This window comes from Pantoea sp. Cy-640 (assembly GCF_011752635.1).
GTDB classification, from domain to species: Bacteria; Pseudomonadota; Gammaproteobacteria; order Enterobacterales; family Enterobacteriaceae; genus Pantoea; species Pantoea dispersa.
Map to the genome: position 1 here is coordinate 340,382 of NZ_VWXB01000002.1, position 23,822 is coordinate 364,203.

23 protein-coding genes and 1 riboswitch are annotated in these 23,822 nt (G+C 58.7%); of the genes, 7 read left to right on the forward strand and 16 right to left on the reverse strand.

All coding sequences use genetic code 11. The annotated features are described in order from the left end of the window. Positions 1 to 62: 62 nt before the first annotated feature. A riboswitch (TPP riboswitch) is annotated at positions 63 to 192 on the reverse strand. Positions 193 to 266: 74 nt separating this feature from the next. The 8 genes from ddpX to F3J36_RS07085 are packed head-to-tail and all read right to left on the reverse strand — an operon-like array spanning position 267 to position 9,538. Then, positions 267 to 857 carry a D-alanyl-D-alanine dipeptidase gene (ddpX, locus tag F3J36_RS07050; RefSeq protein ID WP_166719304.1) on the reverse strand — a complete coding sequence of 197 codons (591 nt, stop codon included), beginning with the start codon at positions 855 to 857 and terminating at the stop codon, positions 267 to 269. 14 nt (positions 858 to 871) lie between these two features. Then, the gene (locus F3J36_RS07055; RefSeq protein WP_166719305.1) at positions 872 to 1,987 is read right to left on the reverse strand and encodes a Xaa-Pro peptidase family protein; all 1,116 of its coding nucleotides are present in this window, start codon (positions 1,985 to 1,987) and stop codon (positions 872 to 874) included. Beyond that, positions 1,984 to 3,213: a M20 family metallopeptidase gene (locus tag F3J36_RS07060; protein WP_166719306.1), complete on the reverse strand. Its 1,230-nt coding sequence runs from the start codon at positions 3,211 to 3,213 to the stop codon at positions 1,984 to 1,986. Before F3J36_RS07060 ends, F3J36_RS07055 begins: the two co-directional genes overlap by 4 nt. Before the next feature lie 10 nt (positions 3,214 to 3,223). Continuing rightward, complete coding sequence (locus F3J36_RS07065; protein ID WP_166719307.1) at positions 3,224 to 4,861, reverse strand: ABC transporter ATP-binding protein; 1,638 nt, start codon at positions 4,859 to 4,861, stop codon at positions 3,224 to 3,226. Next, on the reverse strand, positions 4,858 to 5,688 hold the full coding sequence (locus F3J36_RS07070; protein WP_166719308.1) for an ABC transporter permease: 831 nt from the start codon (positions 5,686 to 5,688) through the stop codon (positions 4,858 to 4,860). Before F3J36_RS07070 ends, F3J36_RS07065 begins: the two co-directional genes overlap by 4 nt. After that, the gene (locus tag F3J36_RS07075) at positions 5,681 to 6,628 is read right to left on the reverse strand and encodes an ABC transporter permease (RefSeq protein WP_021508731.1); all 948 of its coding nucleotides are present in this window, start codon (positions 6,626 to 6,628) and stop codon (positions 5,681 to 5,683) included. The genes F3J36_RS07070 and F3J36_RS07075 overlap by 8 nt, the downstream gene beginning before the upstream one ends. A 9-nt stretch (positions 6,629 to 6,637) precedes the next feature. Beyond that, positions 6,638 to 8,236, reverse strand: coding sequence for an ABC transporter substrate-binding protein (locus F3J36_RS07080; protein ID WP_166719309.1), 1,599 nt, complete (start codon positions 8,234 to 8,236; stop codon positions 6,638 to 6,640). A 21-nt stretch (positions 8,237 to 8,257) separates the two neighbouring features. Beyond that, entirely contained in the window at positions 8,258 to 9,538 is a 1,281-nt protein-coding gene (locus tag F3J36_RS07085; RefSeq protein ID WP_166719310.1) for a M20 family metallopeptidase, read from the reverse strand. Between the two features lie 79 nt (positions 9,539 to 9,617). On the opposite strand from F3J36_RS07085, the gene F3J36_RS07090 reads away from it, so the two are divergent. Together F3J36_RS07090 and F3J36_RS07095 are read left to right on the forward strand one after the other, a co-directional pair. Next, positions 9,618 to 10,388: a GntR family transcriptional regulator gene (locus F3J36_RS07090; protein WP_166719311.1), complete on the forward strand. Its 771-nt coding sequence runs from the start codon at positions 9,618 to 9,620 to the stop codon at positions 10,386 to 10,388. A 128-nt stretch (positions 10,389 to 10,516) separates the two neighbouring features. Further along, a complete protein-coding gene (locus F3J36_RS07095) occupies positions 10,517 to 10,978 on the forward strand; it encodes an OsmC family protein (RefSeq protein WP_104093520.1) in 462 nt (153 codons plus the stop codon). Here the strand turns inward: F3J36_RS07095 and F3J36_RS07100 are convergent, their stop codons facing one another. The 3 genes from F3J36_RS07100 to F3J36_RS07110 all read right to left on the reverse strand — a co-directional run bounded on the left by F3J36_RS07100 (position 10,979) and on the right by F3J36_RS07110 (position 15,295). Next, a complete protein-coding gene (locus F3J36_RS07100; protein WP_058781357.1) occupies positions 10,979 to 12,055 on the reverse strand; it encodes a diguanylate cyclase in 1,077 nt (358 codons plus the stop codon). A gap of 173 nt (positions 12,056 to 12,228) precedes the next feature. After that, the gene (locus F3J36_RS07105) at positions 12,229 to 14,064 is read right to left on the reverse strand and encodes a methyl-accepting chemotaxis protein (protein ID WP_166719312.1); all 1,836 of its coding nucleotides are present in this window, start codon (positions 14,062 to 14,064) and stop codon (positions 12,229 to 12,231) included. Between the two features lie 181 nt (positions 14,065 to 14,245). Next, the gene (locus F3J36_RS07110) at positions 14,246 to 15,295 is read right to left on the reverse strand and encodes an NAD(P)-dependent alcohol dehydrogenase (protein WP_166719313.1); all 1,050 of its coding nucleotides are present in this window, start codon (positions 15,293 to 15,295) and stop codon (positions 14,246 to 14,248) included. 108 nt (positions 15,296 to 15,403) lie between these two features. Between F3J36_RS07110 and F3J36_RS07115 the strand changes: the two genes are divergently transcribed. Beyond that, on the forward strand, positions 15,404 to 15,832 hold the full coding sequence (locus F3J36_RS07115; RefSeq protein WP_166719314.1) for a helix-turn-helix domain-containing protein: 429 nt from the start codon (positions 15,404 to 15,406) through the stop codon (positions 15,830 to 15,832). A gap of 86 nt (positions 15,833 to 15,918) precedes the next feature. On the opposite strand, the gene F3J36_RS07120 is transcribed toward F3J36_RS07115, so the two are convergent. Continuing rightward, complete coding sequence (locus F3J36_RS07120) at positions 15,919 to 16,740, reverse strand: Cof-type HAD-IIB family hydrolase (RefSeq protein ID WP_021508741.1); 822 nt, start codon at positions 16,738 to 16,740, stop codon at positions 15,919 to 15,921. A gap of 135 nt (positions 16,741 to 16,875) precedes the next feature. Further along, entirely contained in the window at positions 16,876 to 17,514 is a 639-nt protein-coding gene (locus tag F3J36_RS07125) for a TetR family transcriptional regulator (RefSeq protein WP_058775568.1), read from the reverse strand. A gap of 93 nt (positions 17,515 to 17,607) precedes the next feature. Here F3J36_RS07125 and F3J36_RS07130 point away from each other — a divergent pair, with 93 nt between their 5' ends. After that, positions 17,608 to 18,288 (forward strand): O-methyltransferase, encoded by a 681-nt coding sequence (locus F3J36_RS07130; RefSeq protein WP_088517579.1) that lies wholly within the window; start codon positions 17,608 to 17,610, stop codon positions 18,286 to 18,288. 57 nt (positions 18,289 to 18,345) lie between these two features. Then, positions 18,346 to 18,579 (forward strand): hypothetical protein, encoded by a 234-nt coding sequence (locus tag F3J36_RS07135; RefSeq protein WP_058781352.1) that lies wholly within the window; start codon positions 18,346 to 18,348, stop codon positions 18,577 to 18,579. A 41-nt stretch (positions 18,580 to 18,620) separates the two neighbouring features. Here F3J36_RS07135 and zigA read toward each other — a convergent pair whose 3' ends face one another. The 3 genes from zigA to F3J36_RS07150 all read right to left on the reverse strand — a co-directional run bounded on the left by zigA (position 18,621) and on the right by F3J36_RS07150 (position 22,007). After that, complete coding sequence (gene zigA / locus F3J36_RS07140; protein WP_166719315.1) at positions 18,621 to 19,838, reverse strand: zinc metallochaperone GTPase ZigA; 1,218 nt, start codon at positions 19,836 to 19,838, stop codon at positions 18,621 to 18,623. Positions 19,839 to 19,997: 159 nt separating this feature from the next. Then, positions 19,998 to 21,104, reverse strand: coding sequence for an ABC transporter substrate-binding protein (locus F3J36_RS07145; RefSeq protein WP_166719316.1), 1,107 nt, complete (start codon positions 21,102 to 21,104; stop codon positions 19,998 to 20,000). 150 nt (positions 21,105 to 21,254) lie between these two features. Continuing rightward, entirely contained in the window at positions 21,255 to 22,007 is a 753-nt protein-coding gene (locus F3J36_RS07150; RefSeq protein WP_010615761.1) for an IclR family transcriptional regulator, read from the reverse strand. Positions 22,008 to 22,389: 382 nt separating this feature from the next. On the opposite strand from F3J36_RS07150, the gene F3J36_RS07155 reads away from it, so the two are divergent. Further along, on the forward strand, positions 22,390 to 22,782 hold the full coding sequence (locus tag F3J36_RS07155) for a RidA family protein (RefSeq protein WP_021508748.1): 393 nt from the start codon (positions 22,390 to 22,392) through the stop codon (positions 22,780 to 22,782). 193 nt (positions 22,783 to 22,975) lie between these two features. After that, the gene (locus F3J36_RS07160; protein ID WP_021508749.1) at positions 22,976 to 23,812 is read left to right on the forward strand and encodes a transporter substrate-binding domain-containing protein; all 837 of its coding nucleotides are present in this window, start codon (positions 22,976 to 22,978) and stop codon (positions 23,810 to 23,812) included. Positions 23,813 to 23,822 lie beyond the last annotated feature (10 nt).

Sequence of the window (23,822 nt, forward strand, 5' to 3'; positions counted from 1 at the left end):
CAGCCAGGGGCTGAGTGATGCGCAGGATTCGCAGAAAGGCGCAAAGAGGGAATGAGGGCGTGCAGTGACCCCGGTTCCACATCCCTACGCCGGTATTAGCCGGATCAGGTTCAGAGGGTCACTACGTTGCCGGCCGTCATAGCCGCGCGGGTAGAATCTCAGCCCTCTAACAGGGCACCCCTTGGAACAAGCTGCATTCTGGGGTCGGAACGGAGGGCATGTCAAGGCGGGAAGGCGGAGAATCCCCCGCTTCAGCAACGCGATTATTAACGTGCAATATCACTCACAGGAGCGCGATCAGCCCGGCTGACGCAGGCAAAGCGATCGCTGAGCAGCGGATAGTTTTGCGCATCCGGCAGTTCAAAGTGCCACCATTCGGTGGGCATCCCGACAAAACCGCCGCCGAGCATGATGGCGTTCAGCAACAGGCGATGGCGCTGCGCCTGCTGCGGCACGTTGGGATGGAACGGGTGCGACTCCACTGACATGTCGTCAAACCCGGTCCCCATCTCCAGAATGTTGCCCGCCTCATCCACCAGCGTCACATCGATGGCCACGCCACGGCTGTGATTCGAGCCCCGCGCCGGTGGCACCACATAATCCGCGTCGGGACAGGCATCCCACAAGTGCCACTGCGCCTGCTGCGGACGATACGCGTCCAGCACCAGCAGGCGAAATCCCGCCAGCCGGGCGATGTCACTGCTGCGGCGCAGCGCGGCGGCGGCATCCGGATGCAGCAGCGCCTGCGCGTCGCGATAAATAGCATACCCGGCGATGTTATCGGCGGTGGCGTACTTCAGATCAAACATCAGGCCTGGCAAGGTGGCAGCCAAATCGATTAATTCAACGTCCTGCACTGTACATCATCCTGTTAATTGTTAGCCGGCAGCGTAAACGGCTGGCGCGGCAGCGTGGTGAGTCGCTCTGCGCCCTGTGCCGTGACGCGCACGGTTTCACTGAAGGCGAGGCCCTGCGCTGAAATATACATGTGAAATACCATGTTTTCCTCCAGTAACCACGGCGCCTGAGGATGAAAACAGCAGCTGAAATCGCTCGGACGCGGGGTGCGCGTATACAGACCCAGCGCATAACCGGTGATGTTGCTGTAATCCTCACGCAGCCCGGCGCTAAGCACCGCCTCGCGCGCGACGGCATCCACCGTGCAGGCCGCTACGCCCGGCTTCATCACCCGCAGCTGGCGATCCTGAATGGCGATCAGCTGTTGTGCCAGCGCCGCGCGCGCCGCAGAGATTTCACCGACAATCAGCGGACGCATCAGGCGCGCGCTGTAGTGCCGCACTTTAGGGATCAGCTCAACGTGCAGCACATCGCCCGCTTGCAGATGCTGCTCATGGCCGCTGGCATGCAAAAATCCGCTGTCGCCGCTGGCTATAACAATCGGTCCGGTTTCACCGCTGTCAGCACCGAGTCGCAGAAATTGTGCCGCCGCCAGCGCGGCGACATCACGCACGCGCCAGCCGCCCTGCACCTGCGCACACAGCTGGGCCAGCGTGGCATCGGCAATGCCGGCGGCCTGGCGTAAGCTGGCGATTTCAGCCTGAAATTTAACGCTGCGCAACCGGTCGCTGATGCCGCTGACCTCACACCAGCGCACCCCGGGCAGATGGCGCGCCAGCTGCTGCCAGCTATGCACCGTCATGCCGTAGGATGCATAATCCGCGCCCAGCCGCGCCCGCTGATAGCCGCGCCGCGTCAGGCTTTGCGCCACCGCCAGCCACGGATCGTCTTCATCACGGTACGCGTCAATCGCCAGCTGCGGTGACTGCGCGCGGCACGGCGCGGCATCCAGCTGGCGCAGCACCATCCACGGTTCGTCCTGCAACGGCACCAGACAGGCACGATAACGCGTTTCCGACACGGTATAACCGGTTAACCATGCCAGCAGTTCGCCATGATCGATCAGCATCACCTCGATGTCGGCGGCGCGCATGGCGCTGCGCAGCCGTGACAGCGCGTCGGCGATCATGACGCCGGTTCAACCGGCTGGCAGATGTCGAGGATCGCCAGCAAATAGATACGCACCATATCGAGAAATTCACTGATCTCAACGCGCTCATCCGGCATGGTGTTGTACTTGCCGCCGGGCCCGCACACGATGCCCTCCATGCCCGCATGCTGATACAGGTGCGCCGCATCGGTACCGTAGAAGGCGGGCGGCGTGATCACCCCGGTGGGCTGTGGCGTGCCGCGCACAGTCTGCCAGCCGCGATTGACCGCTTTAACGATTGGCGATTCCGGCGACACCTCAAACGGCAGCATGGTGGGTTTATCGCGCAGGCCGTCATCGAACAGCTGCGCCTGCAGACCCGGATAGCGCTGGCACAGTGCATCCAGCAGGGCCTGCAGGTCGGCCAGCACACCATCCACCGTTTGCCCCGGCGCAAAGCGGGCGGAGCCTTTCAGGCGGACAAAATCCGCGACCTGCGGCGGCCGCCACTCCTGCAAATCACGCCCCAGCGCACCGTGAACGGTGCCAATATGGCCACGGTTAATTTTGCGGTGTTCTGCGCTTTTCGCTCCGCTGAAGGTGATGTTATTGATCTGCGGAATCAGTTCAACCGCCGCCGCAATCGCGTCGACCGCCTCTTCACGCTTTGACAGATGGCGCGTATCGCCGGTCAGTTCAATGGTGAACATCAGCGAGCCGGCATGCATGGTCAGTGCCTGTAAATCCGTGGGTTCGGCATTGATGAAATAGTCGGCGCGTACGCCCTGCTCAATCGCCGCCAGCGTACCGATGCCGCCCTGTAACTCGCCGACCACATAAGTGAGGATCACGTCACCCCTGAGCTTCACGCCGGCATCAATCAACGTCTTCAGCGCGCAGAAATAGGCGGCATCGCCCGCTTTCATGTTAGAAACGCCGATGCCGTAAATAAACTGCTCGTCGATTTTTCCCGCCCAGGGATCGACGGTCCAGCCTTCGGTAACCGGGTTAGTATCAAGATGACCGTTGAACAGCAGGCTGTGGCCGCCTCCGGTGCCGGCCAGCCGCCCAATGGCGTTCAGCCGATCGCCGGCCACCGGCTGCAGTTCAGTCTCCAGCCCCAGCTGCGCCATCTGTTCTGCCATATAGCGGGCTAATTCGCGCTCGCCCTCGGTGGCACTGTAACTTTTGTGCTGCACCATTTTTGCCAGGAAAGCGAGGCAGTATTCACGATCGATGTGATGAATTAACTGTTCAGGGTTCATGCGCTTCTCGTTATGCCACGGATTGGGTCAGATCAGGGATGTGCACGGCATCAAGCAGTGCACGGGTGTAAGGATGCTGTGCCTGCGCCCGCATATTCTCGCCGGGCAGCACTTCCACCACATCGCCGCGATACATCACCGCCACGCGATGAGCGATCTGGCGGATGAGATTGAGATCGTGGGTGATGAACAGATATGCCGTGCCGTAGCGACGGCGCAGCTCCAGCAGCAGCTCGATAATGGTGGCCTGCACCGACACATCCAGCGCCGCCGTGATTTCATCGCAAATCACCAGGTCCGGCGGGTTAGCGAAGGCGCGCGCAATCGCTACGCGCTGCTTTTGCCCACCCGACAGCGCGTGCGGATAGCGGCTGGCAAATTCCGCGGGCAGCCGCACTTCCTGCAGTAGACGCGCCACCGCCTGCGCCTCGCTTTCTCCCGGTGGCAGTCCATACAGCCGCAGCGGACGGGCGATGATTTCGCCGACGGTCATGCGCGGATTGAGTGACGCATCCGGATGCTGAAAAATCATCTGCACACGGCGGCGATACGCCGGGTCCATCTGCGCGCGGCCATATAACGTCGCGCCGCAGAAGTCGATACTGCCAGTGAACGGCACCAGGCCGGTTATCGCCTTGCCGAGTGAAGATTTACCCGAACCGGACTCGCCGACCACGCCGAGAATTTCGCCCTGATGCACCGTCAGCGAAACCGCATTGGCGGCCCGCGTCGTGTTCGCCTCCCGTTTCAGCAGCCGATCGAGCACGCCGTGCTGGCCATAATTAATCGTCAGCGCCTGCAGGCTGAGCAGCGGCTGACTGCCGGCCGCATCCGCGACCAGCCGATGCTGCGGATCCGGCACCGCGGCAATCAGTTTGCGCGTATACGGATGTGCGGGTGCGCTGAACAGCGTGCGCGTCGCGTCCTGCTCGACGATGCGGCCCTGCTCCAGCACGCACACCCGGTCGGCCACTTTCGCCACCAGCGCCAGATCGTGTGAGATATACAGCGACGCGACGCCGGTCTCGGCGCGCAGTCGCTCGTAGAGATCGAGGATTTGCGCCGAGCTGATGACGTCCAGCGCCGTGGTCGGCTCATCAAAAATCAGGCAGTCCGGCTGGCAGGCGAAGGCGGTGGCGATCAGGATGCGCTGCTTCTCACCGCCGGAAACCTGATGCGGATAGCGCTGCATCATGCGTGCCGGGTGCTTCAGCTCGACATCGCGCAGCAGCGATTCCCCCAGCTGCTGCGCTTCGCGTGCTGACAGCCCACGATGACGGCGCAGCACTTCAGTGACCTGTTCACCCAGCGTCAGCGTCGGGTTCAGCGACGCGCTGGGATCCTGAAAAATCATGCCAAGCTTTTTACCGCGCAGCGCCATCAGTTGGTGCGCTGGCAGCTGCAGCAGGCTTTCGCCGTTCAGCCGGATATCACCCGCCTGCTCGCGTGCGTTACTGGCCAGCCAGCGCATGATCGCCCAGCCAAGGGTGGTCTTGCCGGAGCCGGATTCCCCCACCAGCCCCAGCACTTCGCCCGGCATCACCTGCAGGGTGATATCGCGCAGTACCGGCAGCGAATGGCCGCGCGCTAACGCATAATCGAGGCTGTAATTGTCCACCGACAGCACCGGGTTGTGCGGACTCTTCATTTGTGGCTCCCTGGATTTAGCACATCACGCAGGCCATCGCCCAGCAGGTTGAAGCCAATCGCCACCAGCGCGATAGCCAGACCGGGGATCATCATCATCCACGGTGCTTTAAAGAAATAACTGCGCGCTTCGGACACCATCAGCCCCCACTCCGGCTCGGGCGGCTGCGCGCCGAGGCCGAGAAAGCTCAGCGTGGCAAACAGCATGATGGCGAATGCCACGCGAATGGTGGCTTCCACGATGATCGGCGCGAGAATGTTCGGCAGCATTTCGCGCAGAATGATGTAGTAACCCGCTTCGCCGCGCGCGATGGCGGCGCTGATATAGTCCTGCTGACGCGCCGCCAGCGCCACGCTGCGCGCAATGCGCACCATGCCCGGCACGAAGGCGATGGTGATGGCCAGCACGGCGTTCATGCTGCTCTGCCCCAGGGTGCTGACAATCAGCAGCGCAAACAGCAGGCTGGGAATCGCCATCACCGCATCCATGGTGCGCATCAGGAATTCATCCACTTTGCCACCAACGTAGGCGCTGGCGGTGCCCAGCACCGAGCCAATAACCATCGCCAGCGCGGTCGCCAGCAGCGACAGCAAAATGGTGGATCGCGCGCCGACCAGCACCCGGCTAAAAATGTCACGCCCCAGCTGATCGGTGCCGAACCAGTGTTCTGCGCTGGGCGGGCGGTAACGCGCCAGAATTGAGATCGCTTCCGGATCAAACGGTGCCACGTGCGCGCCGCCCGCCACCATCAGCAGCGCCAGCAGCAGAATCAGCACCCCCGCCGCACCCTGCGGCGAGCGCAGTAATCGTTTCAGTATTTCAGGCATAGGAAATCCGCTTATCGAGCATGACGTAGGCCAAATCCGCGAGGAAATTCACCACGGCATAGGTTGCCGCGAGGATCATCACGCCGGCCTGAATGGTGGGCAAATCGCGCGCCTGCACCGCGACAATCAGCTCCCGGCCAATACCGGGAATGGCAAAAATCTCCTCCACCACCACAATCCCGCCCAGCAGATAGCCGACGTCGAGCGCCACAATGGTGATGGTGGGCAACAGGCCATTGCGCAGTGCATGGCGCCACAGGATGCGCCGGCGCGACAGGCCTTTCAGCCACGCGGCGCGAACGTAGTCGGTGTGCAGTACGTCAACCATTTCCGAGCGCACCATGCGCGAAACGTGTGCCACCAGAATCAGCGCAACGGTGATCGACGGCAGAATCAGGTGCTGAATACCGCTGATAAAATTTTCGCTGAGCGGCACGTAGCCGGTGGCGGGCAGAATCTGCCAGACATCGGCAAACAGCAGCAGCACCAGCGTGGCGGTGACGAATTCCGGAAACGAGATGCCCATGTAGGAGATCACGCTGACCAGCACATCGGCGGTCTTACCGCGCCGCACGGCCGCCCAGATGCCGAGCGGAATGGCGATCACCAGCATCAGTAACAGGGCGCACAGCGCCAGCAGCAGCGAGCGCGACAGCGCGGTCAGCAGCGTTGGCCCGACCGCCAGGCCATTGCGCATCGACACGCCAAAGTTGCCCTGCAACGCCTGTGTCAGCCAGTGCCAGTATTGCAGCCAGGCGGGCGCATCCAGCCCAAGCCGCGCCCGCACCGCCGCCAGCGCTTCCGGGGTGGCGTTTTGTCCCAGCAGCGTAACCGCGGCATCGGCGGGCAGCAGCTGAGTGATGCCGAACACCAGCAGCGACACCACCAGCAGCGTGTAAATCATCAGCAGCAGGCGTTTAAGCAGGTAACTTGCTGTCACGGTCGCTCCTTACAGGCTGCGCTTTGGCGCATTAGCAGTCAGCCAGACATGATCGAGGCGGAACACCGCACCGCGCGGATGCAGATGATAGCCCGCCACGTGCTCACGGCTGGCAGCCAGCAAATCAAAGAAGGTCGGGATTAACGAGGGCACCTCATCGTGCATCAGCTGCTGCGCTTTGCCGTACAGCTGGGTGCGCAGCGTTTCATCATTGGTTTCGCGCGCCGCCATCACTGCACCGTCGAAAGCCGCATTGTTCCAGCGCGTTTCGTTCCACGCCGCCGTTGAGGTATAGAGCAGAGAAAACACCGCATCTGGCGTCGGCTGCATGTTGTAAAAGCCGACGTAGAAATTGCCCTTCTTCCACACCTGATCGAGATAGGTGCTGTGCGCCATGGTCTGCACATTGATACGGAAACCGCCCGGTTTCGCCATCTCCCGCAGGGCAATCCCCAACTGGGTGCGGGTTGACGGTTTGTCCGAGGCGATGAGCGTTAAATCCAGCCCATTGGGATAACCGGCCTCCGCCAGCAGCGCTTTGGCTTTGCTGTAGTCCAGCGCTTTTTGCGTCAGCTGCGCGTAATACGGATAAGCGGCGTTGATCGGCGTATCGTTACCCGGCGATCCCAGCCCGTCTGCGACAAAATCCACCGATGCCTGGCGGTCCACGCATAACGCCATCGCCTGGCGGACGCGCGCATCATTAAACGGCTTTTGATCGCAGCCCATGTTGACGTTAAGAAACTGGCCGGACGCCACGCGCAGCGGCAGCACGCCCGCCGATTTGGCTAAGCGGGCAAACTCGCTCGACTGCGCACTCAGCATCAGATCGGTATCGCCGGCGATCAGCGCGGAGCTTTCAGCGATAGCGTCGGGATACACCACCACTTCCACGCCATCCAGATACGGCCGCGTGGCGTCGTAATAGTACGGGTTGCGTTTCACCACGATTTTGCGTTCCGGATCGTAAGACACCAGCTGGAACGGCCCGGCCCCCAGCGAGGCGCTACTCAGCTTGTCGTACTGCCCCTGCGCGATATGCGCCGGGATGATTTTGGCATCCGGATAGGCCAGCATCACCGGCAGATCGGCATAAGGCGCCTCGGTCTCAATCAGGATGGTGTTGTTGTCTTTAGCGCTTACCGTTTTAATCGGGCCGATGTTGTGCAGCGCCGGTGAGGCGTTTTTCGGGTCCAGCAGCGCCTGCAGGCTGGCGACCACATCCGCTGCGGTGAGCGGCGAACCGTCGCTGAAGCGCAGATCGGGCCGCAGGGTGAAGGTCCACTGGGTTAAGTCGTCGTTCGGCTGCCAGGACTGCGCCAGATCGGCTTCCGCTTTCATCGCCTGCGTCAGGCGGGTTAAGCCGCTGTACAGCAGCTCTGCCACCAGATATTCCGGATTAACCCGCACCTGATGGGGATTGAGCACGCTGACCGCCTGGTCAACGCTGATGCGCAATACGCCACCTTTACGCGGCGTGCCGCCCGGGGTCGCGCTGGCAACGGCGGCAGCCGAGGCACTGAATGACCAGGGCAGCAGCGCCGCTCCGGTCAGGGCGGTTGAACTGGCGATAAACTGTCTGCGGTTTAACCCTTTCATGGCGCACATCTTCTGTTCCTCGTTGGTTTATTAATTACCCTGGGTTGGCTGAAAATCATTGGCGAGATACGCCAGAATCGACTGCGAAAGTGCAATAACATCTGCCATCGTGGTGTATTCATCGGCGGCATGAATGCGGTTATCGGGACGGGCAAGTCCGCCCAGCAAAATTTCCTGAATGCCGGCCTGCTGTACCCAGCCCATATCCGAGCTGGTGGCGGATCCCCAGGCTTTGAATTCTGCTGGCGGGAAGCCGAAGCCCTGGCTGAGCGCCGCCTGCCAGCGCGGCCAGTGCGGACCGGTGGGATCGGCGACTGGTGCCAGATGGCCAATCAGTTGTAGCGTGACGTCACTGGCGACGCTGCCCTGCATCGCCTTATCCACGCACTGCGTCAGCTCCTGCCACACGTCGGCAAACGGCTCTTCCGGCGCATAACGGCGATTAACCAGCAGCTCGAAGCGTTCCGGAATGGTGGAGCCTTTACTGCCGCCGTGCGCGGCGGCCAGCGTCAGTAAGGCGGTGAGCGGCTGGCCCTGATAGTGCGGCGGCGCGGGCATTGCCGAAACCCGCTGTTCCACTTCACCTTTCAGCTGATACAGCGCATTCATCAGCGGAAGCGCGGCCTCAATGGCGTTAATACCCTGCAGCGGATCGCCGGAGTGCGCCGAGCGGCCGCTGACGATAATTTTGATATCGATACTGCCAAAGCAGCCGGCCCAGATGCGCGGCACCGCGCCGCCGTTGAAGCTGAGCAGGTGACCGTGGAATAACTGCTGCTCCGCCAGATAACGAATACCGGGATAAAGGCCGCCCTCTTCATCGGTACAGAGTAAAAACACCGGGTTATAGCGCAGGCGGAGCTGATAGCGCTGCGCGGCCCGCACCGCAGCCAGCGCGGCCACGATGGTGCCTTTCATGTCCGCGGCACCGCGTCCAAACAGCTTATTTTCCGCCACGCTGAGCGCCAGCGGCGGAAAGCGCCAGCCATCACCGGCCGGAACCGTATCGGTGTGAAAGTAGAGATTGCAGTTTTCAGCCGCGCCGGCATCCAGCGCGGCCAGCAGATTCACCCGCTCGCCCTGCGCGCTGCCGTCCGGCGTCTGCCACAGCGCGTCGGGCACCGAAACGCGCTGCAGATCAAAATGCATCGGCTGCAGCATCGTGCTCAGCAGGTCGGCGAATGCTGCGTAACCCAGTCCGGGCGGGAAGCAGGTATCCACCGCCAGCATGCGTTGCAGATCGTCAAGAATCTGCGCCTGATCGTCGGCGATATGGGTCAGAGCGCGCTGTAGTGATGAATTTTCCTGCATAAACTGTTCACTTATTGTATTTCTATATAGTTTATAGATAATGCAAATGAACAGTTGGGGTCAATCGGTAATCGGAAACATGCAAAAAAACTATGACGCGCACGACGTTCCTCAATTCAGTCGCCTGAACGAAGGCGAAGGCGCTCCGCTGTACGAAGTAGTGAAGCGCCATATCAGTGAATCCATCCTGCAGGGCGAACTGCCGGCAGGCACCATTTTGCCCAGTGAAAACAGTCTGGCGGCGAAGTTCGGTGTCTCGGTCGGTACGGTGCGCAAGGCGCTGGCGGCGCTCACGACGGAAGGGATGCTGATGCGCCGGCGCAAAACCGGCACGGTGGTGACCGGCTGGGCGCCGCTGCATAACCTCAGCCATTTCTTTCACTATTTTCGTCTGCATGACAAATCGGGCGGTTTGCTGCAGTCGGAAACGCGACTGCTGGAGTATCAGCATAGCCGCGCCAGCGCCGACGAGGCCGATAAGCTGCAGATCGCAGCGGGTGACGCAGTGATTCGCCTGAAACGCCTGCGCCAGGTGAAGGGTATTGCGGCCATGCATGAAACGCTGGTGCTGCCCGCCGCGCGTCTGCCCGACTTTCCGCCGGCGGAACAGCTACCGCAGTTGCTGTATCGTTACCTGTTTGAGCAGTACGATGTGCGTGTTGCGGCAGTACGCGAGCAGATCAGCGCCACGCTCGCTACAGAAGAAGATGCCAGCCTGCTGGAACTTGCTCTGCCGCACGCGGTGATGGTGATCGATGAGGTCTCATTTGATCAAAGCGCCACGCCGGTGATTCTTGCACATCACCGTTTCAGCACTGAACACTTTATGTATGTCAATGAGATACGCTGATCACGTAGATGTTTTACTGTAAGGTGTTCAGATGCGCATCCACGCGCACCTGATTAATTTGCACCAAAACGCAGCGAACGTTGTGAATAACAACCGCTAAGGTGATCTCACTGAACAGGACATTTCCCATGGCAGCACGGCAGCATCATTACCAGATTCACCTTCGCTGGAGCGGCAATCGCGGCGATGGCACAGCGTCTTATACCGCTTACGATCGTGACAGCGAATTACAGGCACCCGGTAAACCGCCCATTTTGCTGAGTGCCGATCCGGCATTTCGTGGGGATAAAACGCGCTGGAATCCTGAGGAATTGCTGCTGGCGTCTGCGGCGGCCTGCCATAAGCTGTGGTATTTACACCTGTGCGCCGATGCCGGCATTGTGGTGGAGGAGTATGAAGATGCTGCCGAAGGGAACATGGTCGAGGGGGCGCGTGGCCGCTTCACCGATATCACGCTGAAGCCGCGCATCAAACTGCGCGACCCAGCGGATGCCGATCGCGCGCGGGCATTGCATCATCAGGCACACGAAGCCTGCTTCATCGCCAACTCGCTGAATTTTCCGGTAAACTGCGATCCTGAATTTTTCTGATTATGATGCGCGGGCCAGCGGCGTTTGCCACAGCCGCACGCCGTTGCGCCCGGCGCGCTTCACTTCATACAGCGCTTCATCCGCATGGCGCAGCCAGTCGCTTAACGATTCGGCGCTGACCGCAGGCGCAATACCGATACTGACCGAGCAGCGGAACTCTGCCGAGGCCGGTAAACGCAGCTGGGCAATCTTCTCTTTTAGCCGTTCGGCCAGTTCCACCACTGATTCATCGCTGGCCTGATGCACGATGACGCCCAGCTCATCGCCGCCAAAGCGCGCCGGAATGTCCTGCAGCCCGACATAGTTGCGCAGCAGCGCCGAGATCTCGGCCAGCAGAAAATCGCCCGCCTCATGACCCCAGCTATCATTGACCACTTTGAAGTGATCGACATCCAGCAACAGCAGATAGCCGCTGCTATCGCCGCGCCGCGTGCTGAGAAATTCACTCTCCAGCCGCCGCTCAAACAGGCGCCGGTTAGGAATTTTCAGGCCGGGATCCATCAGCGCGATGCGCTCCAGTTCACGGTTGCGGGTGCGTAAATGCCAGGTGAGATTGTAGGAAGCCACGCTGAGTACCAGCATGTAACAGGTGGCCAGCGGCAACGTTAGCCAGACCGTTTGCGTGCTGAACGCCAGATGTACGCTGGTGCCATCCAGCAGCCACACCATAATAAACCCGCACAAAAATGCCTGTATGGCGGCAATCAGCTGCGCGCCGCCGCCAGCGGCATAGCGATCCGATGCCAGCACCGCCATGATGACAAAAGAGGGCATCGGGCTTAACGCCATCAGCGCCACCCAGATTCCGCCGAAGGCGGCATCCAGCGTCAGATTCTGGCGTTCGGTACCGGTTGAGTCTTCGGCACGAAGCGCACGCTGATACGCGAGCCATGGCCAGAAAAAGGCGTTCATAAACAGCAGCGCGCTGAATGCCAGTCCGCGCTGCATTTCCAGTAACACCGAGAGAATCGGAAAGAAACAGAGGATCGTGCCGAGCTGACGCATGATGAACATACGACGGACGAAGCGTTTTGACCGGCGCTTCAAATGGTTTTCATCAGGCGAGTAGTAATTCATTCACGGGAAAATTCAGGTCGACAAAAATGGCAGTGTATCGGGAAAAAGTCGCCCTGCGGCGACTTTTTTTAAGAATTTTCGCCTTGCACATTGGCGACACGAAAATAAGAAGCGCTTTGCCGCCAATAGCAGTAGCGGCCAGCGGGTAAAGTTCGCTGCCGCCGCGCGTGTTGTTAGCTTGCAGCTCCCTGCAAACGAAACTGGCTGACCAGCCGCTGCAGCATGAATGCCTGCTCTTCCAGCGCCTGTGCGGAATGGGATGACGCGCTGACCAGCGACGCACTTTGCTGGGTAGTACCGTCCAGCTCACCTACCGCGCGCGCGATTTGCTCAATGCCGCGGCTCTGCTCATCAGAAGCAGCCGCGATCTCCGCCATGATTTCATTCACGCGTGCGATGCTACTGACAATCTGCTCCATCGTTTCACCCGCGCGCGCTACCTGCTGATGGCCGTTGCTGATACGCCCGACCGATTCGCCAATCAGTCGTTCAATATCTTTCGCCGCTCCGGCACTGCGCTGGGCCAGATTACGCACTTCGCTGGCGACCACCGCAAAGCCTCGCCCCTGCTCGCCGGCGCGGGCGGCTTCAACCGCCGCGTTGAGCGCCAGGATATTGGTCTGGAAGGCGATGCTGTTGATCACCGCAGTAATCTCGGCAATTTTCTTTGAACTATCAGAAATCTCGCCCATGGTGCTGACGACGTTGTGCACCGCGATACCGCCCTGACTGGCGTTATGCGTCGCTTCCGCCGCGATCTGGCTGGCGAGACGCGCATTGCTGGCATTATTTTTCACCGTGGCGGTGAGCTGCTCCATGCTGGCGGCGGTTTCCACCACCGCAGCCGATTGCTGGGCGGTGCGCGACGACAACTCCAGGTTGCCCTGATGTATGGTGCTGGCAGCCTGCGACACATTGCTGACGCTGTGCAGCACCTCGCCAATCATGCCACGCAGCCGCGCATTCATGCGTCCCATGGCAGAGGTGAGCTGGCCGAGCTCGTCCTGGCGATTAGTGACAAACTGCGAGCTGAGGTCGCCGCTGGCAATGCGTTCCGCCAGCGCGAGGTTGTGGAACAACGGGCGCGTAATCTGCCGGATAATGGTCCAGGCCACCAGCACGCCCAGCACTATTGCCAGGCTGCCAATCAGCAGCGAGAGCGCCGCTGACCCGTTAGCCAGTTCATCGTTACGCGCCTTAACCAGGGCGATGATCTGTTTGATCGCCGCGCTGCTGTTATCGCCCGCCACTTTGACGGTGTTTTCCGCGCCGCGCAGCTGGCCGTAAATCGCTGCCGCCTGCAGGCTCAGATCTTTGAAACGTTCGGTATCCTGCCATAGCGCGTTAAATCCGCCCTGCTGCTCCGCTGGCAGCTGGGCCAGTAGCGTGTTCATGTCCTGCCCGGCGCGCTGAAAATCATGTTCCAGTTTATTGCGCAGTGCCTCGCTGACATTAAAGCGCAGCGCCCAGGCCTCTTCGCGCACATTACTGATGGCAAACAGCAGCTGATAAATCTGGTTGGTGACTTCGGGTGTACTGACGGGGGTCCGGATTAGCCCGGTATAGCGCGACGTCATGTCCTGCTGGCTCAGCGCATCCAGCTGGCTGCGCACATCGTTGAGCTGTCGGGTTGCCTGGGTCATGGCGGTGATGCTGTGCTGAAAACGGGCAAGATGGCTGGCGACATCGTTGAGCAACCCTCTGGCATCCGCCGTCCACGGCAATTGCTGGGCCTGCTGCGTCAGCTGTTGAGCGTGCGTGACGTAATCCGTCATGGTGTCGCCCGCTTTGTCCTCGCCATACAGATATTTAAGACGATTGATTTTGGCCTGAAAGACTTCAATGTTGATGTCATAAATCAGATTGGTTTTCTGATAGATATCGTGGATCTGATTGAATCGTTGCACGCTGAGCGCTGTGGCCAGCGCCACCAGCAGCAGGACGATGCCGAAGCCCGCCGCCAGCTTGCGCGTAATGCGCACATTCCGTAATCGGGAGACCAGTCCCATGTCTCGCTCCTGTCATTGTTGTTTTTGTTGAGTCTGCAGAAGGAGTTATCGGACCGTAACGGGAATTGTTTACTGTTGCGGGGCGAAAATGTGCTGTGTCATAAAAGCGGTCCTGCCAGAGTAGCCTATTCATAGCAAAGCCGGCGATTTCAGCCTGAAATCGCCGGCCATGGCTGGGCAATTACCAGCGAGTTGCCAGCATATCAATGACGAAACGGTACTTCACCTCGCCCTTCAGCATACGCGCGAAGGCCGTTTCGATCTCTTCACCGGCGATCAGCTCAATATCTGCCGTGATGTTATGCTCGCCGCAGAAATCCAGCATCTCCTGAGTCTCTTCAATGCTACCGATGGATGAACCGCTGATGCTCAGACGGCGAAACACCAGCGGCGTGACGTTCGGCGACTGATGCGGTTGGTCAGGAATGCCGACCAGCACCAGACGGCCATTGGTCTTCAGCGTCGCGAGGTAAGGATCCAGATCGTGCGGTGCCGCCACGCAGTCAATGATGAAATCAAGCGAGGTCTGGCATGCCGCCATCCGCGCGGCATCACGCGACACCACCACGCGCGTAGCACCAAGACGACGTGCGTCAGCGCCTTTTTCCGGCGAGGTAGTAAACAGGGTAACCTCAGCGCCCAGCGCGCTGGCCAGTTTTACCGCCATGTGGCCCAAACCACCCAGCCCCACTACCCCAACGCTATCGCCGGCTTTGACGCCAAAATGGCGCAGTGGCGACCACACCGTCACGCCCGCACACAGCAGCGGTGCCACGCCCGCCAGCGCCAGATTTTGCGGAATCGACACGACAAAATGCTGATCGACCACCACATTCTGCGCGTAGCCGCCCCAGGTGCTGTCGCCGGTGTATTTATCGATGCCGTTGTAAGTGGCGGTGAAGCCCGCTTCGCAGTACTGCTCTTCCTGCTGCTGGCAGAAGTGGCAGGCACGGCAGGAATCCACCATCACGCCCACACCGACCACATCACCGGCTTTGAAGCGCGTAACCTGAGTTCCGGTCTCCAGCACGCGTCCAACGATCTCGTGGCCCGGCACCAGCGGATAACGACTGACCGCCCACTCATTGCGTGCCATGTGCAAATCGGAATGGCATACGCCGCAGTAAAGAATTTCAATTTTTACGTCCTGCTGCTGCAGCGGACGCAAAGTAATCTGGCCGGCAGCCAGCGGTTGCGCTGCATCCTGTGCCACCAGTGCGTTAATTTTCATGGTGCCTTCCTCAAATTCTGATGTGGGCTGAATGAAGGCGGCAGACTATAATCAACGCGGTGCAGAATTGATAGTAGTCACCATTTGGTGACCATAAAGGAGAGTGCGATGCCAGCCTGGGTTGATGGCAAACTGGTTTTCTATGCGGATTCGCCACCGCGCCGTCTGATGGATCTGTTTTCGGTGAAATGGAGCACAATGGTGCTGCACGCGTTGTATCACTGGCCGGGACAGCGCGCCCGTACCGGTGAACTGCAGCGTAGCCTGCAGGGGATTTCGAAAAAAATGCTGTTTCAGACACTGAAAGAGCTGGAGCAGCGCGGCTTAATTGCACGTCAGGTCTACGAAGTGATTCCACCGAAAGTGGATTACCGGCTGACCGCGCTGGGGATGACCTTCGCCCGGCCGATTGAGCAGATGTATCAGTGGGGATTAGAAAACCAGGCGGCACTGGATGAGATGGAAGCTAACCTTCGCGCGGCAGGCGGCAAGCCGGCGGAAAACGCCCACCCTGCAGCGTCATCCGCCAGTGAATAACCACGCGCGGGTCGCATAGTGTTCGTCGCGGCGCGATTTATCACACACTAAATGGCGCCGCGGTTCGTGGATCGATCCGGTGACCGTTAACCAAACGGCGTTTCGCGTGCCAGCAGACGGGCGATGACGTTGAGAGCGCCCTCGTCGTTATTACTTTCCGTCCGATACCGCGCGACGGCTGCCACCGGTGCAGCGGCGTTGGCCATGGCAAAGCTGTAACAGGCCTGGCGCAGCATTTCGATGTCGTTGGCGCTGTCGCCAATCGCCAGCACTTCACAATCATCAATGCCCCACTTCTCCTGCAGCAGCGCGATGCCGTGCGCCTTATGACAGCCGGGAATGATTAAATCGACAAAGCCAAATCCGCTGGAGACCGGATGCATGATGTTTTCAATCGCGTTCAGTTCGCTGTGCAGACGCGCCAGCAGCGCCTCGACACCTTCGTGTGCCAGATTCAGCGAAAACTTGAAAATGGTATCGTCGATATCGTACAGGCTGTCGCGCTTCTCCAGCCGGCGATAGTGATTGGCCAGCATGGCGACCACCTCATCCGGCATTGACTTGTGCACATAAGCCCCGTTGCGACCGCACACCACGGTGCTGATCTCCGGCTCTTTGGCGAGAATATCCAGCACCTGATGAACACGTTCCGGCGCCAGTTCGCCGCAGAAAATTTCTTCGTTGCTGTCGGACACCCAGGCACCGTTTTCAGCCACGAAGGCGATCTCATCTTTGATAGCGGGAAAATAGTGCTGCAACTGATAATACTGATTGCCGCTGGCGACCACGAAACGGATGCCTTTCTCCTTCAGCAGCGCGTACTGGCGCGCAAAACGCTGCGCGTTGTACTGCTTATTGTCATCGAGAAATGTCCCATCCATATCCACCGCAATCATTTTTACTGCCATCATGCTCTCCCGTCTCTGTGTGCCGTCAATCCGTCCGGCTTTACCAAGGTTTTATCAAGCTTACTCGCGGTGTGGATTAATGAGAATGTGAATAATGAGTTTGTTAACCGCTTTCAGAGATTTCCAGCCCATTTTTTACTGCAATTCGGCCCCTTTTTCTCTGATCCAGGCACAGAACATGTCTGCCATATCGCGTGCGTAAGCCTGAATTTCTGCTGCGCTGCGCGGCGATTCGGAAAAATGCTTGCCGACGTCACCCAGCGTACTGTTGATTAAATCCGCCGCCCGCGCCACCTCAGCCGCGTCCCGCTGCGGCAGCAGCTGTTGCAGAAATTCGCACATCACATTTTCGCCATTGGCGCGCGCGGCCTGCACTTCCGGCGCATCCCGGTAAAGCGGCGCGGCATCATTCAGTGCGGTGCGCATCGCCGCCTCTTCACACTCCGAGTGCAGGAACGCCCAGGTCAGCTGATGCAAGCGCTGACGCGGCGTGGATGCGCTGTCGCGCAGAATCGAACCCAGCAGATCGCCGGTTCGCTGCCACTCTTCGCTCTGCAGACGGAAAAGGATAGCGGCCTTGTTGGGGAAATACTGGTACAGCGATCCAATACTGACGCCTGCCCGTTCGGCCACGCGGGCAGTGGTAAAGCGCGTGGCACCTTCCTGCTCCAGAACCTGAGTCGCCGCCTGCAAAATGGCTGCCACCAGCTCACTGGATCGCGCCTGCTGCGGCTTTTTTCTTTCAGAAATCTTAGCGTTACGTTGTGCGGCCATCGTCTGCTCCTGAACGCGAATAGTGAAATGCGAGTAATTCATCGTATTCTGTTCCTGACGCAAAATCCACCTTCTGATGCAGGAACCCCGATGATGAACACCCTGACTTCCGCGCCGCTGGCGCCGCTGCTTAACTATTTATTTGAGCTGGCGGATAACATGGCGCATCCCACCAATGAAGCGTTTCGCGTGATGTCCGATGAGGAGCAAACGCGTCTGCTGCAGAGCAAAACCGATTACCGCGAACTTTACGGTCATTTAAAAGATGTGCCGCTGGCGGTCTCGCGGGAAACCGGCAAACTGCTGTATATGCTGGCGCGCAGCAGCCGGGCGCAGCATATCGTTGAGTTTGGTACTTCGTTTGGTCTCTCCACCCTGCACCTGGCGGCGGCGGTGCGCGATAACGGCGGCGGTCGCATCATCACCAGCGAGTTTGAACCGGGCAAAGTGGCGCTGGCGCGCAATCATTTTGCCGATGCTGGCGTCAGTGACCTGATTGAAATTCGCGTGGGCGATGCGCTGGACACGCTGAGTCAGGACCTGCCAGCCAGCGTTGATATGCTGGTGCTGGATGGCGCGAAGGCGATCTATCCGGAGATTCTGCAGCTGGTGCAGCCCTGGTTGCGTCCGGGGGCCCTGATTGTGGCCGATGATGCCGATTTCAGCCCGGAGTATCTGGAAATGGTGCACGGCAGCCGCCTCTATACCTCGCTGCCGTTTGCTGATGGCGTCGAAGTTTCAATGTGGCTGGGATCGCCGCATCAAGGCGCTTAACAGCGCCACGTTTATGTTATATCGTTACAATCCCGTGCTCTGATTTAGGTTGCTGCGATGAAGGTTACCGTTCCACTGTTAGTGATTGCTTTTGCTTCGGCGAAAGCGGGAGCATTTCAGGCGAAAATCGATCCATTGAAGCTGGCGCTGAAACCGGCTAACGCACTTGCCAGCACCGATCAGGCGCAGCCGCTGGCGATTGCCGAAGCGCATGCGCGCCTGGCGGCGGCGGTGAGCGGCTGTCAGTGTCCGTTCTGCACCCAGATGCGGCTGATGAATACCGGGTTATGATGATAGGTTCGTCGCCGCACAGCCCGCTGCGCGGCGACGCATCAGTCAAACCATGGCTGGAACGGATCCGGCAACTGTGCCCAGCCGTCTGGCCCCAGCGCCATCTCCTCATCGGTCAGTAACGCATGTTGCAGCTGCTGACGCAGCGCAGTTTCATCCATATCGATCCCGATGATCACCATCTCCTGCCGCGCATCCCCCGTGCCTTCATGCCAGTTTTCGCGGATGTAATGCAGCGTGTCTGCATCCTGCGGCCAGCGATCTTCAGGCACGCAGGCCCACCACATCCCGGCCAGCCCCTGCCGCGTAACGCCGCCGGCCTGCGACCAGGATCCGGCGTGACGCGGGCGGGTTGCCAGCCAGAAATATCCTTTTGACCGCACCACGCCTTGCATGTGCTGCGTAATCACCTGGTAAAAACGCTGCGGATGGAAGGGACGACGCGCGCGGAAAACAAAGCTGCGGATGCCGTACTCTTCAGTTTCAGGCGTGTGCTCGCCGCGCAACTCTTTCAGCCAGCCGGGGGCCTGTGCCGCAGCATCGAAGTCAAACAGGCCGGTATTCAGCACCTGATCAAGCGCCACCTGACCAAACTGCGCGCGAATAATCCGCGCACGGGGATTGAGCGAGTGCAGAATCGCGGTCAACCGTGCCTGCTCCGCCGCATCAATCAGGTCGGTTTTGTTGAGAATCAGCACATCGCAAAATTCAATCTGATCGATCAGCAAATCGACCACCGTGCGCTCATCCTCCTCGCCGAGCGATTCGCCGCGCGAGCGGACGCTTTCACTGGAATCATAGTCACGCAGGAAATTGTAGCCATCCACCACGGTCACCATGGTATCCAGCGCCGCCACGGCGGACAGGCTTTGCCCCTCTTCATCGGCAAACGTAAAGGTTTCGGCCACCGGCAACGGCTCAGAGATGCCGGTCGATTCAATCACCAGATGATCAAAACGCCCCTCTTTTGCCAGCCGGTTGACCTCCAGCAGTAAATCTTCGCGCAGCGTGCAGCAGATGCAGCCGTTGCTCATTTCCACCAGCTTCTCGTCGGTACGTGACAACGCCGCCCCGCCCTCGCGCACCAGCGCGGCATCAATATTCACTTCCGACATATCGTTGACGATCACCGCCACGCGGCGGCCTTCGCGGTTGTTGAGAATATGGTTAAGCAAAGTGGTTTTTCCGGCGCCGAGAAAGCCAGAGAGTACGGTGACCGGCAGCCGCCTGAAGCCGCCGTTGGTGGATAAAGCTGACATAATCACTCCTGAATAATGACATCACGCGCACCTGAAGGGGTGCTGATATTGATATGTTATAACATAACAATATACAGTGTCATGATCGTCGTGCACTTTTTGTGGGGATTTTGCCTTTCAGGGAAAGCGAACAGCGGGCCGGGCGCCCGCTGCGGGCAATTACTGGTTGTCCGGATAGCTCAGTTCGATGGCATCGTCCGGCAGTTGAGTGAAGGTTTTCACGAGGGTATGGAAATCCGCCACCGGTTTGAGATCGGCAAACTGCTGCGGATAGAGATCCTTCGCCAGGATTTCCATGCCGATAATGTTGTACGGGTGATTGTAGAAGTGATGATATACCCCATACACGCGCTCCTGCTTCACCGGCGCGATTTGCGCCAGGCCGGTACGCTGCAATAACGTCTGGAACGTGGCACGCACTTCCTGCGGCTGCACGCCGTAACCAAACGGCAGCACGTTGCTGTTTGGCCGCTTTGAACCGGTCATGATGTAAACGTCCGGTTTCATGGCGATGATTTTTTCCAGCGCGACAAAGCCGGCATTGCCTGGCAGCAGTGCCGAACCAATATTTTTGCCGCCGACCGCTTCTACCAGCCCACCCCAGCCATTATGGCTGTGGGTAAAGCAGCAGTTATCGCTGTTACCGGCAATGGGTTCGATAAATACCGTGGGTTTGTTTTTGACCTTCGCAACGGCTTGCATGATGCGGTCGAAGCGCTGCTGGTAAAAATCGGTGTAGGCTTTGGCTTCGCTTTCACGGTTCAGCACTTTGCCCAGCAGCGTGACGCTCGGGGCGGTGTTTTGTGCCGGATGCAGTTCATAATCGACGAACAGCACCGGGATGTGCAGGTTGTTCAGCGTGCTCAGCACGCCGGATTGTTCCAGCGCCGGCTTAGCGCGCAGCTGCGCAATCATCAGATCCGGTTTCTGCGCCAGCACGCTTTCCAGATTAACCTGGCCCTGATCGCTGAAGCCCATATCGACAATTTTTGTCGCTTCAGGCCAGCGGCGCTTCAGCATATCCCAGGTTTGCGTATCCTGCTTTTTCGGCAGGTTGTTCCAGGCCACGACGCGTTTAAACGGATTGTCGCGATCGAGCAGCGCAAGCGTCAACACATCGCGGCCATCCTGCAGAATGATGTGCTGCGGTTCTTTGCTGATTGTTTGCGTGTGACCATCCATGTCGGTGACGGTGAGCGGATAGTCAGTCGCGCAGGCTGCGGTTGAGACCAGAATCCCCATTGCCAGTAACAGGCGCGTTTTCATGCCAAAACTCCGTGGTAAAAGAAATAGTTATTATTATCAATTACCTTAACACAACCTTAATCACGGCAAAATAAACCCGACGGCACGCGGTTGTAAGCGAATAATACGGCGCCGGGAGCCTGCCGCATTACGCTGTAGCGAAGCAACGGCTCAGGTGAAATCAGACAATTTCTGCCCAGACGCGATCAGTTCCTGCAACAGCATCTGTCGGCGTTCCGCCGGGGTATCACGGCTGACCATAAAGCAGATCGCCGCGACCGCCTGGCCGCTGCGCGAGCGAATCGGTGCAGCCATACAGCAGGTAAAGCTTTCGGACAGACCTTCGGTCATGCAGTAGCCCAGCTGGCCGGCACGGTGAATCTCTTCGAGGAAGGTCTGCTTGTCGAGAATCTGACCGCTGGCCAGACGATAATCCTCCTCTGGAATCAGGTCGAGAATGGCGCTGTCCGACCAGTTACTCAGCAGCAAACGACCGGTCGCTGTCCAGGTGATCGGCACGCGTACACCGATATCAGAGGTGATTTTAAACGGATGGGCGTTGCTCTCCGACAGCACCACGGTGTATTTGTTACCTTCCAGCATACACAGCTGGACGGTTTCGCCATGACGCGCCACGATCTCAACCATAAGCTGATGTGCACGACGGATCAGATCGTTGTGGGCCATGTAATCCGCACCGTAATAGTGCATTTCACGACCGAAAAACACGGCACCTTCCGCATCAAGCTCAACCAGACCCGCTTCACTCAGCAAACTGACCAGCTCATAAATACTGGAGCGCGGTGCACCGGTCGCTTCGATTAAATCCCGCATCGCCATAGGCTGACGCGCGATATGCAGCTGGCGAAAAATATCAATAACCCGGTCAACACCGCGTGCCCGGGACGTTTTTTCATCCGGCATACGCTCACTCCCCTGTCGTTATGGTGCTACTCATCTGCGTTTAAAAAGAGCTGCATGATACACCCGGCAAACGAAATTACCCATCCCCCGCAATAATAAAAATCTTTCCGGTGAATTTATTTATCATGCGCTATTTTCGGGCCCCATTGTGGCGCATAGAAAGGATGGGACTCGCTGTTAAATTCGATAGCGGTCACATTTCTATTCAAAAAACTTAAGCACTGGATTTTATTTTGCGATCGCACCAGCACGGCAAGAAATTAATTGCCGATTGCCATATTGCAAAAAAACAACAGCTGTGCAAATCTCGTCCTATCCGGTATTGCAGATAGCAGTCTGGTATATCAGACAGAAACGGTAGTGTGCAAAGGAGCAGAAAGACATGACGATCAAACGTTATGGCATTGAGGGCGGTACCGGTACCGGCGGGCAAAAATTGCCGTTCGCCCGCGCCGTGGAGGCCGATGGCTGGCTGTATATCTCAGGCCAGACGCCGATGCGCGACGGCGAAGTGGTAGAGGGCGGCATCATCGAACAGACACAGTTAGCGTTCGACAACTGCCTCACCATCATGCGCGAAGCGGGTTATCGCGTGGAGGATGTGGTCCATGTGACGGCGGTGTTGACCGACGCGCGTTATTTCAGTTCTTTCAACAAAGTATTCAGTGAGATATTCAGTGGTCATCCACCGGCGCGTATTTGTAGCGTGCAGGATTTAGTGGTCGACTGCAAAGTCGAAGTGGACATGAAATGTTTCCGCGCCGACCGTAAATAAGTAATACCGTTCAACCAGGCTGCGATGTTCATTTTCTTCGCCAACACCAGGCCAGCCTGATATTAATTAGTGCATTTGCTTTTTCAAAAAAATAACCCGAAATACGCGGTGCGGCCGCTGCGCTGGCGATCGTCTATTAAACGGGTGATGCGGAATAACGCCGTCTCGTCAAACATTTAAAGAGAGCATAAAGATGAATGCAACATCGCTGAAATTAAGTGCCAAAACCGTGGCCGGTGCGCTGGTCTTGCTGGCGATAGCAGGCTGTACGCCGACCGAAGAGAAAAAAGAGGCTGGCGCCGCGCCACAGTCGGCGCTGCAAACCGTGCTGCAACGCGGCACATTGCGCGTCGGTGACTGCCTGAGCTTCGCACCGTTCGGTTTTTATGACAAAGACGGCAACCCGGATGGTTACGACGTTGACCTGGCGAAAGCGCTGGCCAAAGAGATGGGCGTTAAGCTGGAAATGGTCAACACCACCAGCGCCAACCGCATCCCTAATCTGCAAACCAACAAAGTCGATGTGGTGTTTTGTAACTTCACCCGCAATCTGGAACGCGCCAAAGAGATTGGCTTCACCCATCCGTACGTAGTAGCCAGTGAGGCAATGCTGGTGCGCAAAAACAGCGGCATTCAGTCTGCGCATGACATGGCCGGCAAAACCATTGCCACGGTGAAAGGCTCGACCAATGGCGACGAAGTGCGCAACCTCGGCATCGACGTGAAAATTCAGGAGTACGACTCATCCCAGGCGGCGATTCTGGCCGTCAAACAGGGTCAGGCCGATGCGATGATCGAGGATAACAACTTCCTCGCTTACCAGGCGAAGCTCGATCCGTCACTGGCCGTGACCAACGAAGCGCTGGTACCACTGGAGTACAACGCCTTTGGGGTGAAACAGGGCGACCAGGTATGGACCAATTACCTCAACGAATTCCTGTTTGAAATCAACGCATCCGGTGAGAACGCCCAGCTGTATGAGAAATGGTTCGGCAGCAAACCGCGTTATCCGCTGAATCCGCAATACTGATTGTCCGCCC

What these genes read in the sequence shown, in the direction of transcription:
- F3J36_RS07055 (WP_166719305.1), bottom strand. Translation starts at nt 1,987, where the DNA reads ATGATCGCCGACGCGCTGTCACGGCTGCGCAGCGCCATGCGCGCCGCC.
- F3J36_RS07060 (WP_166719306.1), bottom strand. Translation starts at nt 3,213, where the DNA reads ATGAACCCTGAACAGTTAATTCATCACATCGATCGTGAATACTGCCTC.
- F3J36_RS07065 (WP_166719307.1), bottom strand. Translation starts at nt 4,861, where the DNA reads ATGAAGAGTCCGCACAACCCGGTGCTGTCGGTGGACAATTACAGCCTC.
- F3J36_RS07070 (WP_166719308.1), bottom strand. Translation starts at nt 5,688, where the DNA reads ATGCCTGAAATACTGAAACGATTACTGCGCTCGCCGCAGGGTGCGGCG.
- F3J36_RS07080 (WP_166719309.1), bottom strand. Translation starts at nt 8,236, where the DNA reads ATGTGCGCCATGAAAGGGTTAAACCGCAGACAGTTTATCGCCAGTTCA.
- F3J36_RS07085 (WP_166719310.1), bottom strand. Translation starts at nt 9,538, where the DNA reads ATGCAGGAAAATTCATCACTACAGCGCGCTCTGACCCATATCGCCGAC.
- F3J36_RS07090 (WP_166719311.1), top strand. Translation starts at nt 9,618, where the DNA reads ATGCAAAAAAACTATGACGCGCACGACGTTCCTCAATTCAGTCGCCTG.
- F3J36_RS07095 (WP_104093520.1), top strand. Translation starts at nt 10,517, where the DNA reads ATGGCAGCACGGCAGCATCATTACCAGATTCACCTTCGCTGGAGCGGC.
- F3J36_RS07100 (WP_058781357.1), bottom strand. Translation starts at nt 12,055, where the DNA reads ATGAATTACTACTCGCCTGATGAAAACCATTTGAAGCGCCGGTCAAAA.
- F3J36_RS07105 (WP_166719312.1), bottom strand. Translation starts at nt 14,064, where the DNA reads ATGGGACTGGTCTCCCGATTACGGAATGTGCGCATTACGCGCAAGCTG.
- F3J36_RS07110 (WP_166719313.1), bottom strand. Translation starts at nt 15,295, where the DNA reads ATGAAAATTAACGCACTGGTGGCACAGGATGCAGCGCAACCGCTGGCT.
- F3J36_RS07115 (WP_166719314.1), top strand. Translation starts at nt 15,404, where the DNA reads ATGCCAGCCTGGGTTGATGGCAAACTGGTTTTCTATGCGGATTCGCCA.
- F3J36_RS07120 (WP_021508741.1), bottom strand. Translation starts at nt 16,740, where the DNA reads ATGGCAGTAAAAATGATTGCGGTGGATATGGATGGGACATTTCTCGAT.
- F3J36_RS07125 (WP_058775568.1), bottom strand. Translation starts at nt 17,514, where the DNA reads ATGGCCGCACAACGTAACGCTAAGATTTCTGAAAGAAAAAAGCCGCAG.
- F3J36_RS07130 (WP_088517579.1), top strand. Translation starts at nt 17,608, where the DNA reads ATGAACACCCTGACTTCCGCGCCGCTGGCGCCGCTGCTTAACTATTTA.
- F3J36_RS07135 (WP_058781352.1), top strand. Translation starts at nt 18,346, where the DNA reads ATGAAGGTTACCGTTCCACTGTTAGTGATTGCTTTTGCTTCGGCGAAA.
- zigA (WP_166719315.1), bottom strand. Translation starts at nt 19,838, where the DNA reads ATGTCAGCTTTATCCACCAACGGCGGCTTCAGGCGGCTGCCGGTCACC.
- F3J36_RS07145 (WP_166719316.1), bottom strand. Translation starts at nt 21,104, where the DNA reads ATGAAAACGCGCCTGTTACTGGCAATGGGGATTCTGGTCTCAACCGCA.
- F3J36_RS07150 (WP_010615761.1), bottom strand. Translation starts at nt 22,007, where the DNA reads ATGCCGGATGAAAAAACGTCCCGGGCACGCGGTGTTGACCGGGTTATT.
- F3J36_RS07155 (WP_021508748.1), top strand. Translation starts at nt 22,390, where the DNA reads ATGACGATCAAACGTTATGGCATTGAGGGCGGTACCGGTACCGGCGGG.
- F3J36_RS07160 (WP_021508749.1), top strand. Translation starts at nt 22,976, where the DNA reads ATGAATGCAACATCGCTGAAATTAAGTGCCAAAACCGTGGCCGGTGCG.